This is a genomic window from Pseudomonas sp. ICMP22404 (genome assembly GCF_006227205.1).
GTDB lineage: Bacteria > Pseudomonadota > Gammaproteobacteria > Pseudomonadales > Pseudomonadaceae > Aquipseudomonas.
The window spans coordinates 1-13,643 of the sequence record NZ_VCNG01000008.1; the positions used below are offsets into that span (position 1 = coordinate 1).

Consider the following 13,643-nt stretch of genomic DNA (forward strand, 5'->3'; position numbering starts at 1 on the left):
GATGTTAATCACCGAGCCATTGCTCAGCGTCACGGTCACTGGCGTTTGCGCCGCGTTGGTCAGCGTCGCGGTATAGGTGATCTGGCCGCCTTCGGTGATGGTTTCGCTGGCGCTCAGAGTCAGGCCAGTGTTATCCACCGAATCAGTGATCGTGGTAACCGCAGGCGTCGTGTCCGGAACCAGGTTTTCGAAGTTGCCGCCGGTGGCACCGGTGATGGTAGTGCTGACGGTACTGCCGTTGTTGTAGACGTCGTTGGCTAGTGTCTCGACATTGACGCTGCCGGTGGTTTCACCCGCTGCGATGGTGATGACCGAGCCGTTGCTCAAGGTGACGGTGACTGGCGTCTGCGCGGCATTGGTCAGCGTTGCGGTGTAAACAATCGAACCACCTTCGGTGATGCCTTCGCTGGCGCTCAGGGTCAAACCAGTGGTGTCCACCGAGTCAGTAATGGTGGTAACCGCAGGCGTGGTGCTCGGCACCAGATTCTCGAAGTTGCCACCAGTCGCACCGGTAATGGTGGTGCTGATGGTGCTGCCGTTGTTGTAGACGTCGTTAGCTAGTGTCTCGACATTGACGCTGCCTGTGGTTTCGCCCGCTGCGATGGTGATGACCGAGCCGTTGCTCAAGGTCACGGTCACTGGCGTCTGCGCGGCATTGGTCAGAGTCGCGGTGTAAACAATCGAACCGCCTTCAGTGATGTTCTCGCTGGCACTCAAGGTCAGGCCAGTGGTGTCCACCGAGTCGGTAATGGTAGTGACGGCTGGCGTGGTGCTTGGCACCAGGTTTTCGAAGTTGCCGCCGGTTGCGCCGGTGATGGTGGTGCTGACGGTGCCGCCATTGTTGTAGACGTCGTTGGCTGGCGTCTCGACATTGACGGTACCCGTAGTTTGACCGGCAGCGATGGTGATCACCGAGCCATTGCTCAAGGTTACAGTGACTGGGGTCTGGGCCGGATTGGTCAGCGTGGCGGTATAGGTGATCTGGCCGCCTTCGGTGATGTTGTTGGTGGCGCTCAGGGTCAGGCCTGTGGTGTCTACCGAATCAGTGATCGTGGTGACCGCAGGCGCGGTGCTCGGCACCAGGTTTTCGAAGTTGCCACCGGTCGCACCGGTGATGGTGGTGCTGACGGTACTGCCGTTGTTGTAGACGTCGTTGGTCGGAGTGTCGACGGCAACGGTGCCGGTGGTCTGGCCCGCAGCGATGGTAATGACCGAGCCATTGCTCAAGGTCACGGTCACTGGGGTCTGTGCCGGGTTGGTCAATGTCGCGGTGTAGGTGATCTGCCCCCCTTCGGTCACCGTCTCGCCTGCGGTCAGGGTGACATTGGTGGTGTCGATGGTGTCGGTGATCTGGGTCACGGCTGGCGTGGTGGGCAGGGTCACGGCGATACCGCTGCCACCGGTGGTGCCGGTCACGGTCACGCTGATCTGGCTTGGGTCGTTGTAGACGGTGTCGTTCGGTGCCAGTGGGACGTTGACGCTGCCGGTGGTTTGTCCGGCGGAAATCACGATCACCGAGCCATTGGACAGGGTTACCGTCAGGTCGGTCAGGGGCGCCTGAGTAACGGTCGCGGTATAGACCAGCACGCCACCGGCCTCGGTCAGGGTCGGGGTGGCGCTCAGCGTCAGCGTTGAATTGATCAGGGTGTTGGCAGTGGTATTGGCGTTGGCATTGGTGGCCAGGCCGGTGATGTTGTTATTCGCGGCGTTGGTCGCGCCCAGGCCTTCAGTTGGGAAACCGACAGTCGGGTCGACGCTGCCAGCCGTGGCATCCAGCACGACAACGCTGTGGCCGCCACCGGCGGAACCACCGGTACTCGTTTCGCCCGCTCCGGCGGCGGTGGCTTCGAGGGCTGTAGTCGGGTCGACACCGGCTGCGATGGCCTGCTGCAGTTCTTCCACCGACGGCGCGGCCTGGGCAGTGGCCTGTTCGAGATCAGTGGATGAGTCTGGAGTGTTGGCGCTCCATTGGGTGTCTCGGCCCAGATCGAGGGTGCGGCCATCGGCCAGGTCCAACGTGACGGAGCCGGCAGGACCGGTGTCCAACTGATCGCCTGTAAACAGACGATCACCTTCAATGAGCACGCGCCGGATACCCTCCGGGGACACGGCGAAAACCTGACCGACAATGCTTTTGACGACGGCAATAACGCTGCTCATTGATGACTCTCCGGATGCCACGTTCAGTAAACTTCCATGGGCCCGCAAGCTGTGGATAGCGGCGGTCTGGACGTTTTGGCTTTACTTGATAAGGTTATTTGACGCTTTGATATGTCAACAATTTGGCTTAAATTCTTGGGATTTTTGTTTTCGCCAAACTATTGACCTTCCTCTGGGCATCCTAAACAATTGTATCGGTCATGTCACATTGATATTTAAGTGGCGGCTTGTTCTTTCGCTGCAAGATTCAGTACCTGCTTCGAACTTTCCGACATACGGTAATTCCGGTTGCCATCATACGATGCAGCGCCTCGTTTCGCTGTGATCCAAGACAAGCGTTTCAGGAAGAAAAAACACCATGCGTTCGCATTTGTTAATGGCTTTACCCTTCGCTCTCGCTGCCAGTTTCGTGCAGGCACAAACCTTGCCGCAGGCTATGCAACAGGCCCTGGACGTACATCCTGAAATCCAGGCTGGAGTGAACAGCCGCCTGGCAGCGGACTATCAACTCAAGGCGGCCAAGGGCGGTTACCTGCCCCGGGTAGACGTGGCGGCGGGGTATGGTCGCGAAGGCACCGACAGTGTCACGACCCGGTCGGGCAGTAACAATCATTGGGAAACCCTGAATCGCGGCGAGTCGAGCCTGCGTGTGACACAAATGGTTTTTGACGGTTTTGCGACGTCCAGTGAAGTGGGGCGTCAACAAGCCACCGTTAATGCCCGCGCCTATTCGCTGCTCGATACCTCCGAGCGCACCGGCCTGACCGTGGCCCAGGTTTATCTGGATGTGCTGACCCGGCGCGAGTTCGTACGCCTGGCCGAGGAGAACCTCAAGAGCCACGAGCGCATCTTCGATCAGATCAAACTGCGTACCGAGCGCGGCGTGGGCAACCGTGCCGACCACGATCAGGCCGAAGCACGCGTGGCCCAGGCCCGCAACAACCTGATCACCGAGCAGACCAATCTGGCCGACGCCGAGACCAACTACCTCAGTGCCGTGGGCCAGTTGCCTGACCAACTGGAACGCCCCGCCGATTTTATGGCGCTGCTGCCGGCCAACCTGACGGAAGCTCGTGCCCAGATGCTGGAAAACAGCCCGGTACTGCGTTCGGCCGAGGCGGACATCGTCGCTACCGAGAAACAGTACGAAGCTGCCAAGTCGAGCTTCTACCCACGCTTCGACGCCGAACTGGGTCGCACCGCTGACAACGACCTGGACGGCCAGGACGGTCACAACAACGAATGGCAGGCCATGCTGCGCATGCGTTTCAACCTGTATGCCGGCGGCAGCAACAAGGCGGATCTGGAGTCCAAGTCCTACCTGTCCAACCAGGCCCTGGACATCCGTAACAACGCCTTGCGTCAACTGACCGAAGAACTGGGCCTGGCCTGGAACGCTCTCAACAATGCCAATGCCCAAGTACCGATTGCCCAGCAATACGTGGACCGCAGCGCCAGCGTGCGTAACGCCTACCAGAAGCAGTTCAGCCTCGGCGAGCGGACCCTGCTCGACTTGCTCGACAGCGAAAACGAGCTGTTCAGTGCCTCCCGGCGGTTGGCGGAAATCAAGAACGTGCAGTTGTTCACCCAGTATCGGATCAAGGCAACCATGGGCGAGCTGCTCAAAAGTCAGGGGGTAGTCGCGCCGTTGGCATCCGTTGTGCAGAATGACGTGAAACCCAAGGTCCAGTTGCCTGGGATGAATTGAATCATCCATCCAGTTTGATCAGTAAAGAGTGCAGAGCGTGGAATCAGAAGTCAGTCGAGTCGAACTAGTCCATGACCCGCGCACGCTGCATGACGACCCGTTGCTGGACGGGTTGCTGGCGCTCTGCATGCTGCATCAGAAACCGGCCAGCGCGGCGATGCTCACCACCGGGCTGCCGCTGCCCAAGCAACGGCTGAGCGTCGAATTATTGTCGCGCGCTGCCGCCCGGGCCGGCTTGCAAGGCCGGGTGCTGCAACGCCGGCTCGAGCAGATCCCGACCATTGCCATGCCGGCCTTGTTGCTGCTCAAGGACGGTCGCAGTGCGGTGTTGCTGGGCTGGGTCGGTGACGATCAGGCGCGGCTGCTGCTCAGCGAAAGCGACGGCGGAGAAGTGACGGTCAGTCGTGAACTGCTGGCCGACGACTACAGCGGCAAGGTCTTCTTCGCCCAGCCCCAGCACAAATTCGATGTGAACCACGGCACGCTCATTCCCCGGGCGCGCTCGTGGTTTCGCGATACCCTCAAGCGTTCCCGTTGGCTGTACGCCGATGCGATTGCCGCGAGCCTGCTGATCAACATCATCGCCATGGCTGCGCCGCTGTTCGTGATGAACGTCTACGACCGAGTCGTGCCAAACCAGGCCGAGTCGACCTTGTGGGTATTGGCCATCGGCATCACCGGTGCCTATCTGTTCGACCTGATCCTGAAAATGTTGCGCAGCCTGTGCCTGGACCTGGCGGGCAAGAAGACCGACCTGATCATTTCCGCCACGCTGTTCGAGCGTATCGTCGGCATGGCGATGAAGTACCGTCCGGCGCGGGTCGGCAGCTTTGCCCAGAACATCCATGAATTCCAGAGCCTGCGAGACTTCCTCGCCTCGCTGACCCTTACCAGCCTGATCGACCTGCCGTTTACCTTGTTGATCTTCATGGTCATCGCGATTATTGGCGGACACCTGGTGTGGATTCCGGTGCTGGCGTTCCCGATCGCCCTGCTGATCGGCTACGCATTGCAGAAGCCCCTGGTGGCGACCATGGAGCGAACCATGGCCTTGGGCGCCGAGCGCCAGTCCAGCCTGATCGAGACCCTGGCCGGCCTGGATGCGGTGAAGGTCAATAACGCCGAGAGCGAGCGTCAATACCAGTGGGAGCAGACTATCGGCACCCTCAGCCGTCTCGAGCTGCGGGTAAAAATGCTGTCCGGGCTGGCGATGAACATCACCTTGCTGATCCAGCAACTGGCGGGCGTGATCATGATCGTCTTCGGTGTCTACCTGATCATCGCCGGTAACTTGAGTATGGGTGGGCTGGTTGCCTGCTACATGCTCAGTGGCCGTGCCCTCAGCCCGCTGGCGTCGCTGTCGGGCCTGCTGACCCGTTACCAGCAGGCGCGGGTGACCATGACCTCCGTCGATCAGATGATGGAGCTGCCCCAGGAGCGCAATTTCGAAGAGCGTCCGTTGAGCCGCAAGGTCCTGCAGGGTGCCATCGAATGCCGGCAATTGAATTTCACCTACCCGAACCAACAGAACCCCGCGCTGAAGAACATCAACCTGGTCATCAAGCCTGGTGAGAAAATCGGCATCATCGGCCGTAGTGGTTCGGGCAAGAGCTCCCTGGCGAAGTTGTTGGTGGGCCTTTACCAGCCGGACGATGGTGCCTTGTTGGTGGATGGCGTGGACATTCGTCAGATCGATGTCAGCGAGTTGCGCTACAACGTCGGTTACGTCCCCCAGGACATCCAACTGCTGGCCGGCACCCTGCGGGACAACCTGACCTCAGGCGCCCGTTATGTCGAAGACGAGTTGGTGCTCCAGGCCGCCGAACTGGCGGGTGTGCATGAGTTCGCGCGCCTGCATCCCCAGGGCTATGAATTGCAAGTCGGCGAGCGCGGGCAAAACTTGTCCGGCGGTCAGCGCCAGAACGTTGCCCTGGCCCGTGCGCTGCTGCTCAACCCACCGATCCTGCTGCTGGACGAACCCACCAGCGCCATGGACAACACCGGTGAGGAACGCCTCAAGCAGCGCCTTGCCTCCGTGGTGGAAAACAAGACCGTGCTGCTGGTGACGCACCGGGCATCCTTGCTGTCGCTGGTGGATCGCCTGCTGGTGATCGACCGTGGACAGATCCTGGCCGACGGCCCGAAAGCTGCCGTGATGGAAGCGTTGAAGAAGGGGCAGATCAGTGTTGCTTAAGTCGGGTATCAAGGATTCCGTGGGCCGTTATTTCAAAGGCTCCGCTTCGCTTAGTGGGCAACCCCTGCCGGAGGTCAACAAGGCCCTGATCGAAGACGCACCACGAGTGGTGCGCCTGACGATCTGGGGCATCATCGCGTTCTTTGTGTTCCTGGTGCTGTGGGCCAACTTCGCTGTGGTCGACGAAGTGACCAAGGGCGACGGCAAGGCGATTCCGTCGTCCAAGATCCAGAAGATCCAGAATCTGGAGGGCGGCATCGTCGCCGAGTTGTTCATCAAGGAAGGGCAGATTGTCGAGGCCGGTGCGCCGTTGATTCGTCTGGACGACACACGGTTCGTCTCAAATGTGGGGGAAACCGAGGCGGATCGCCTGTCCATGCTGTTGCGGGTCGAACGATTGAGTGCCGAGGTCGACGACCGGCCGCTGAACTTCCCGGCCGACGTGCTCAAGGCTGTGCCGGGCCAGGCCGCCAGTGAAGAGTCGCTGTACATCAGCCGTCGCCAGCAATTGCACGATGAAATCGGTGGGTTGCAGGAGCAACTGGTGCAGCGCCAGCAGGAGTTGCGCGAGTTCATTTCGAAGCAGGCGCAGTACCGTTCCGGCCTGGCGTTGCAACGCCAGGAAATCAACATGTCTGAACCATTGGTGGCTCAGGGCGCGGTATCACCGGTGGAAGTGCTGCGGCTCAAGCGTGCTGAAGTCGAGACCCGCGGGCAACTGGATGCCACGACGCTGGCGATTCCTCGCGCCGAATCGGCGATCAAGGAAGTGCAACGCAAGATCGACGAGACCCGCGGCAAGTTCCGCAGCGAAGCGCTGACCCAGCTCAACGAGGCGCGTACCGACCTGAACAAGGCCCAGGCGACTGGCAAGGCCTTGGAAGACCGCGTAAGCCGCACGCTGGTAACGTCGCCCGTGCGGGGTATCGTCAACAAAATGCTGGTGAACACCATCGGTGGCGTGATCCAGCCTGGCAGTGACCTGGTGGAGATCGTGCCGCTGGACGATACCATCCTGGTGGAAGCGAAAATCCGTCCCCAGGACATCGCCTTCCTGCACCCTGGCCAGGACGCCACGGTGAAATTCACCGCGTATGACTACACCATCTACGGTGGGCTGAAGGCCAAGCTGGAACAGATCGGCGCCGACACCATCACCGACGAAGACAAGAAAACCACCTACTACATCATCAAGCTGCGCACCGAGCGCAGCCACCTGGGCACCGATGACAAACCGCTGCTGATCATCCCGGGCATGGTGGCCTCGGTGGACATCATCACCGGCAAGAAAACCGTGCTCAGCTACCTGCTCAAGCCCATCATCAAGGCCCGGGCCGAGGCGTTGCACGAGCGGTAGAGACGAGCAATCGAGGCCGCCCCGTCCCCTGTGGCGAGGGGATTTATCCCCGCTGGGCTGCGCAGCAGCCCTGAAGCCATGCACCCTGGCGTATCAGGCAGATTGAGTTGCTTGGTTTGGGGCCGCTTCGCAGCCCAGCGGGGATAAATCCCCTCGCCACAGGGACAGATGAAAACTCCAAGCCATATAGTTATTCACTAACGGTATTTAAATTTAGATTCTTATACCGATAAAGTCATACCCCTGCGTACCTGCCGACCAATCGGCGCGCCGCACGACACGAACCCATACGGCCATGCCGTGAGTTTTTGATCGAGGCGCGCCCATGAAGCGCGCTGTGCGTAGGAGTGATGTATGCCAGCCGTTTCTTATTCCCCGGATTTTCCAAGCGTCGAGAATATCGCGCCGCAAAGCTTCGAAATCCGCCCGTTCAACGGCGCCGTTGGCGCCGAGATCATTGGCCTGGACCTGTCCCGACCGCTCAATGACCAGGATTTCGCCCGTATCCATCGGGCGCACTTGGACCATCACGTCGTGGTGTTCCGTGATCAACGCATTACCCCTGAACAGCACATCGCCTTCAGCCGCCGTTTTGGCGTGCTGCAGATTCATGTGCTTAAGCAGTTCCTGTTGGCCGGGCATCCCGAAATTCTCATCGTTTCCAACATCATCGAGAACGGCCAGTCCATCGGTCTGGGCGACGCCGGGAAGTTCTGGCATTCCGACCTTTCCTATAAACAACTGCCCAGCCTGGGGTCGATGCTCCACGCGCAGGAGTTGCCGAGCGAAGGTGGCGATACGCTGTTCGCTGACATGCACAAGGCCTGGGATGGCTTGCCCGGGGCGTTGCGCAAAGCCGTGGAAGGCCGTTCGGCGGCGCACTCCTATACCGCGCGCTACAGCGAAAGCAAATTCGAAGGCAACTGGCGACCGAAGCTGACACCGGAGCAACTGGCCCAGGTCGCCGAGGTGGTTCACCCGATCGTGCGCACCCATCCGGAAACCGGGCGCAAGGCGTTGTTCGTCAGTGAAGGCTTCACCACCCGCATCGTCGGTTTGCCGGAGGACGAAAGCAAAGCGCTGCTGGCCGAGTTGTACGCACACAGCGTGTTGCCCCGGAATATCTATCGCCATCAATGGCAGCCCCACGACCTGGTGTTCTGGGACAACCGCTCGCTGATCCATCTGGCCGCCGGTTGCCCGAGTCATCTGCGTCGCAAGCTGTACCGCACCACCATCCAGGGCGACGCCCCTTTCTGATTGGCTGCCCACGCGCATAGCGCCCGGAGAATCAACATGTCCAAACGCATTGCTTTTGCGCCGCTGGCCGCTGCCGTCGGCCTGGGATTCAGCCTGTTGGCCGGTAGCCTGGTGGCACCCTCCAGCGCCCGCGCCGAGGGTGAGATTCGTATCGCGGAGCAGTTCGGCATCGTGTACCTGCTGCTGAACGTGGTCCGTGACCAGCAGTTGATCGAGAAACACGGCAAGCAGGAAGGCATCGACATCAAGGTCGACTGGACCCAGTTGTCTGGCGGCGCGGCGGTCAACGATGCGTTACTGTCGGGCTCCATCGACATTGCTGGCGCCGGGGTCGGCCCATTGCTGACCATCTGGGACCGCACCCGCGGCAAGCAGAACGTCAAGGCGGTGGCTTCTCTGGGTAACTTTCCTTATTACCTGTTGAGCAACAACCCCAAGGTCAAGACTATCGCCGACTTCACCGAGCAGGATCGTATCGCGGTGCCGGCGGTAGGTGTTTCGGTGCAGTCACGTTTCCTGCAGTACGCCGCCGCGAAGCAGTGGGGCGACAAGGAATTCAATCGCCTGGACAAGTACACCCTGGCCGTTCCACACCCGGACGCGACGGCGGCTTTGATCGCCGGTGGCACGGAGTTGACCGGACATTTCTCTAACCCGCCGTTCCAGGACCAGGCGCTGCAAACCCCGGGCGTTCATGTGGTGCTCAATTCCTATGATGTGTTGGGGCCGAACTCCCCCACAGTGTTGTTCGCCACCGAGAAATTTCGCGATGAGAACCCGAAAACCTACAAGGCGTTCGTCGAGGCGCTGACCGAAGCGGCCGAGTTTGCCCAGAAGGACAAAGGCGCGGCGGCGGATACCTACCTGCGGGTGACCCAGGCCAAGATCGATCGGGCGACGCTGCTGAAGATCATCGATAACCCGCAGATCGAATTCACGGTCACGCCGAAGAACACCTACCCGCTGGCCGAATTCCTGTACCGCGTTGGCGCGATCAAGAACAAGCCGGCCTCCTGGGAGGATTATTTCTTCCAGGATGCCAAGCCATTGCAGGGGAGTTGATCGCCATGACCGCGCTATTGCAAGGCCACGCGGCCAGCAACCCCGCTCGCATCGATACCCCGTTGTTGTCAGTGGATAACGTCAGCCTGGAGTACCGCACCTCCCAACGCGTGGTGCGGGCCACCCATCGAGTCAGCTTCGACGTCGATCCGGCGGACCGCTTCGTGCTGCTCGGCCCGTCGGGTTGTGGCAAGTCCACATTGCTCAAGGCCATCGGCGGTTTCATCGCATCGCAGGAAGGCGAGATCCGCCTGCAACGAGAAGCCGTCAACGCACCAGGGCCCGACCGGGTCGTGGTGTTCCAGGAATTCGATCAGTTGCCGCCCTGGAAAACCGTCAAGCAGAACGTAATGTTCGCACTCCTGGCCTCGCGCACCCTCAAGCGTGCCGAGGCCGAAGAGCGGGCGTTGCATTACCTGGACAAGGTCGGGTTGGGGGCCTTTGTCGATGCCTATCCGCACACGTTGTCGGGTGGCATGAAGGCCCGTGTCGCCATCGCCCGGGCACTCGCGATGCAACCGAAAATCCTCTTGATGGACGAGCCCTTCGCCGCCCTCGATGCCCTGACCCGACGCAAGATGCAGGAGGAACTGCTGCTGCTCTGGGAAGAGGTGCGCTTCACACTGCTGTTCGTCACTCACTCCATCGAAGAAGCGTTGGTGGTGGGCAATCGTATCCTGCTGCTCTCACCGCATCCGGGGCGGGTAAGGGCGGAGATCCACAGCCATCAATTCGACCTGCATAGCCTGGGTGGCGTGGCATTCCAGCAGACGGCCCGGCGGATTCATCGGTTGCTGTTCGAGCAAGGCCCAGGGCCCGACACCGAACGGGAACTGGATTTTGCCGACATTCGTATCGCGTATTGAGAGGGGCGACCCATGAGCCGTTTATCGCCTGTGCGCGAAGAATATGAAGTTGACCTGCAACCCCTGACCCAACTGCCGCTGGAACGGGAGTTACCCCTGGGCCAGCGTCTCTGGCAGCAGGGTTGGCTGCGCAAGAGCTTGATCCTCGTGCTGCTGGCGCTGTTATGGGAGGGGCTGGCCCGCTACCAGAACAATGACTTGTTGCTGCCGGGTTTCCTGCAAACCGCCAGTGCTTTGTACGAAGGGCTGCGCAGTGGCGAACTGTTGGGCAAGGTCTGGATTTCCCTGGCGGTGCTGCTCAAGGGATATCTGCTGGGCATCGCCCTGGCGTTTGGCCTGACGACCCTGGCGGTGTCGACGCGGTTGGGGCGGGACCTGCTCAGCACCCTCACGTCGATGTTCAATCCATTGCCAGCCATCGCCTTGCTGCCGCTGGCATTGTTGTGGTTCGGCCTGGGGCAGAACAGCCTGATCTTCGTGTTGGTGCATTCGGTGCTGTGGGCGTTGGCGCTGAATATGTACGCGGGCTTTCTCGGCGTGTCCGAAACCTTGCGCATGGCGGGGCGCAATTATGGGCTCAAGGGTCTGCGCTTCGTGCTGTTCATCCTGATCCCCGCAGCGCTGCCGTCGATCCTCGCGGGGTTGAAAATCGGCTGGGCCTTTGCCTGGCGTACGTTGATCGCCGCTGAACTGGTGTTCGGCGCCACCAGCGGTAAGGGCGGCCTGGGTTGGTACATCTTCCAGAACCGTAACGAGCTATACACCGACAAGGTCTTTGCCGGGTTGGCGGTGGTGATCCTGATCGGCTTGATGGTGGAGAACCTGGTGTTCGACAACCTGGAGCGGGTGACGGTGAAGCGTTGGGGGATGCAGCGTTGATGGAAGGGCTGTCATGATGTTCAGGTAAGCGGTTGTCTGGGCGGACGCCATCGCGAGCAGGCTTGCTCCCACACAGGGTCTGTGCTGGTTGTGACATTCGCGCTCGCGCCCATTTCCTGTGGGAGCGAGCCTGCTCGCGATGGCGGACTTCAACTCAGCCCAATTAGCCAGGTAAAGCCACTTTCTTTTCCTTTAGACTTGCGGCTCTCAAGCAAGTCTCAGGACACGGAATGCCAGCCCCTCCCAGCTCCCTTCGCAAAGCCCTGGTCGCTTGGCTATACGCCGCTGCCCTCATGCATCTGCTGGTCAGCCTCGTGCTGACCTGGGCAGGGCATGCGGGATTGCTCGACGGCTATCTGCAAACCATCGAACAGGCTTTCTGGTCCGGCGCCGCAGTGCCTTCGGCTGCCCGGGCGCAGCAGGTCTGGTGGCTGGCGCTGTTCGGCGCCACGTTGCAAAGTTATTCGCTGTACATGCTGGCCCTGGTCCATCTCGGTAATCGACTGAGAAGCGCGATGCCTTGGGGGTGGTTGATCGCCGGCATCCTGCTCTGGGCGCCCCAGGACATGCTGCTTTCGGCCCAGGCGCAGGTCTGGTCGCATTTGTGGTTCGACAGCCTTGCCCTGTTTGCATTGCTGCCTCCGCTGTTCTGGCTCTACCGTCACGATCGCCGCAGTCCCCTCGTCGACCACCTGCTAAGTGAGTCAAACCATGCCTGATTTTTCTCTCCTCGACTGGGCCATCGCGTTGTTGATCGCCCAGGCTGTCCTGGGCGCGCTGGATACCCTCTATCACCATGAACTGACCGTCGCGCTGCCCTATCGCCACAGCGCCCGGTTGGAGCTGTCGATCCACGCCCTGCGTTCGTGTTTCTACGGGATTCTGTTCCTGGGCATCGCCCACCTGACCTTCCAGGGGACGTGGGCGATTGTCATCGGGTTGCTGTTCGCCCTGGAGATCGGCCTGACGCTCTGGGATTTCGTGGTCGAAGACCGCAGCCGCAAGCTGCCGGCCATTGAGCGCATCATGCACACGGTGCTGGCGGTCAACGGCGGGGCGTTCTTCGCGCTGTACGGGGTGCAACTGGTGCAATGGGCGAGTTTGCCCACTGGCCTGGGCGCGCTCGATCTGGGCTGGCGCGGCTGGTTGCTGACGCTGTTTGCCGTCGGTGTCAGTGCCTCGGGTATCCGTGACGGGCTGGCGGTGCTGCGCATGCAACGCCGGGGAAAATCTGGCAATCCGTTCGCGGGCGGTGTCCATCGGCGCGTGTTGGTGACCGGTGGCACCGGGTTTATCGGGGAGGCACTGGTCAATCAGTTGCTCGATGCCGGACACACCGTCAGCGTGTTGGCCCGGGATCCGTTGAAAGCGGCCTATCTGTTCGACGGCCGTGCCCGTTGCCTGCGCTCGCTGAGCAAGCTGGGCCATGACGAAATCTTCGACGTGGTGATCAATCTGGCGGGGGCGCCGGTGGCCGGTCCACGCTGGAGTCCCCGGCGCCAGGAGCAGCTGATTGCCAGCCGGGTCCATACCACCGAAGCATTGATCAACTGGCTGAAGAACGCCCGGAACAAGCCGACGCTGTGGGTCCAGGCCTCGGCCATCGGCTTTTATGGCGTGCGTGATGCCAGTGAGAGCCTGGATGAGCGTGCCGCCAAGGGCGATGGTTTCATGGCCGAACTCTGTGCCCGCTGGGAAGCGTCGGCGTTGCCCGCCGTCGAATTGGGCCTGCGTCAGGTGGTGATGCGCCTGGGCGTGGTCTTTGGCCCGGGCGGGGCATTGCTGCCTTTGCTGATTCCGTTTCGCCTGGGGTTCGGCGGGCGGATGGGCGATGGTCGGCAGATCATGAGTTGGATACACCGTGACGATGTGATCCAGGTCATCGCCCGGGCCTTCGACGACGAGAGCCTGAACGGCACTTACAACCTGGTAGCGCCGGAGACGGTCAGCCAGGGGGCGTTTGCCGAGCGCGTCGGTAAAGTTCTCAGGCGCCCGGTATGGTTTCACATCCCTGCCGCACCGGTGCGTGCCCTGGCAGGGGAGATGGCCCAGTTGTTTTTCGACGGCCAACGCGTGGTGCCGAGCCGTCTTGCCGAGGCCGGGTACCGGTTCCGTTATCCGACCCTCGACGCTGCCCTGCGCGATCTGGCCTGAGGA

General features: G+C 61.0%; 10 protein-coding genes. 9 read left to right on the plus strand and 1 reads right to left on the minus strand.

Features of this window, described 5'->3' with window-relative positions:
• On the minus strand, positions 1-2,160 hold a 2,160-nt coding region (locus tag FGE05_RS15150), incomplete at its 3' end, for a retention module-containing protein (RefSeq protein WP_139646137.1).
• Between the two features lie 358 nt (positions 2,161-2,518).
• On the opposite strand from FGE05_RS15150, the gene FGE05_RS15155 reads away from it, so the two are divergent.
• The 9 genes from FGE05_RS15155 to FGE05_RS15195 all read left to right on the plus strand — a co-directional run bounded on the left by FGE05_RS15155 (position 2,519) and on the right by FGE05_RS15195 (position 13,640).
• Entirely contained in the window at positions 2,519-3,868 is a 1,350-nt protein-coding gene (locus FGE05_RS15155; protein ID WP_139646139.1) for a TolC family outer membrane protein, read from the plus strand.
• A gap of 37 nt (positions 3,869-3,905) precedes the next feature.
• Entirely contained in the window at positions 3,906-6,062 is a 2,157-nt protein-coding gene (locus tag FGE05_RS15160; protein WP_139646142.1) for a type I secretion system permease/ATPase, read from the plus strand.
• Positions 6,052-7,419, plus strand: coding sequence for an HlyD family type I secretion periplasmic adaptor subunit (locus FGE05_RS15165; protein ID WP_139646144.1), 1,368 nt, complete (start codon positions 6,052-6,054; stop codon positions 7,417-7,419). Before FGE05_RS15160 ends, FGE05_RS15165 begins: the two co-directional genes overlap by 11 nt.
• Positions 7,420-7,773: 354 nt before the next feature.
• Positions 7,774-8,679 (plus strand): TauD/TfdA family dioxygenase, encoded by a 906-nt coding sequence (locus FGE05_RS15170; RefSeq protein WP_139646145.1) that lies wholly within the window; start codon positions 7,774-7,776, stop codon positions 8,677-8,679.
• Positions 8,680-8,715: 36 nt separating this feature from the next.
• Positions 8,716-9,741, plus strand: a complete 1,026-nt coding sequence (locus FGE05_RS15175; RefSeq protein ID WP_139646147.1) for an ABC transporter substrate-binding protein — start codon at positions 8,716-8,718, stop codon at positions 9,739-9,741.
• Between the two features lie 5 nt (positions 9,742-9,746).
• On the plus strand, positions 9,747-10,607 hold the full coding sequence (locus tag FGE05_RS15180; protein ID WP_139646149.1) for an ABC transporter ATP-binding protein: 861 nt from the start codon (positions 9,747-9,749) through the stop codon (positions 10,605-10,607).
• Positions 10,608-10,619: 12 nt separating this feature from the next.
• A complete protein-coding gene (locus tag FGE05_RS15185; RefSeq protein ID WP_139646151.1) occupies positions 10,620-11,486 on the plus strand; it encodes an ABC transporter permease in 867 nt (288 codons plus the stop codon).
• Between the two features lie 230 nt (positions 11,487-11,716).
• The gene (locus FGE05_RS15190; RefSeq protein WP_139646153.1) at positions 11,717-12,205 is read left to right on the plus strand and encodes a cell division protein; all 489 of its coding nucleotides are present in this window, start codon (positions 11,717-11,719) and stop codon (positions 12,203-12,205) included.
• Complete coding sequence (locus FGE05_RS15195; RefSeq protein WP_139646155.1) at positions 12,198-13,640, plus strand: TIGR01777 family oxidoreductase; 1,443 nt, start codon at positions 12,198-12,200, stop codon at positions 13,638-13,640. The genes FGE05_RS15190 and FGE05_RS15195 overlap by 8 nt, the downstream gene beginning before the upstream one ends.
• Positions 13,641-13,643 lie beyond the last annotated feature (3 nt).

What these genes read in the sequence shown, in the direction of transcription:
- FGE05_RS15190 (WP_139646153.1), top strand. Translation starts at nt 11,717, where the DNA reads ATGCCAGCCCCTCCCAGCTCCCTTCGCAAAGCCCTGGTCGCTTGGCTA.
- FGE05_RS15180 (WP_139646149.1), top strand. Translation starts at nt 9,747, where the DNA reads ATGACCGCGCTATTGCAAGGCCACGCGGCCAGCAACCCCGCTCGCATC.
- FGE05_RS15170 (WP_139646145.1), top strand. Translation starts at nt 7,774, where the DNA reads ATGCCAGCCGTTTCTTATTCCCCGGATTTTCCAAGCGTCGAGAATATC.
- FGE05_RS15155 (WP_139646139.1), top strand. Translation starts at nt 2,519, where the DNA reads ATGCGTTCGCATTTGTTAATGGCTTTACCCTTCGCTCTCGCTGCCAGT.
- FGE05_RS15175 (WP_139646147.1), top strand. Translation starts at nt 8,716, where the DNA reads ATGTCCAAACGCATTGCTTTTGCGCCGCTGGCCGCTGCCGTCGGCCTG.
- FGE05_RS15195 (WP_139646155.1), top strand. Translation starts at nt 12,198, where the DNA reads ATGCCTGATTTTTCTCTCCTCGACTGGGCCATCGCGTTGTTGATCGCC.
- FGE05_RS15185 (WP_139646151.1), top strand. Translation starts at nt 10,620, where the DNA reads ATGAGCCGTTTATCGCCTGTGCGCGAAGAATATGAAGTTGACCTGCAA.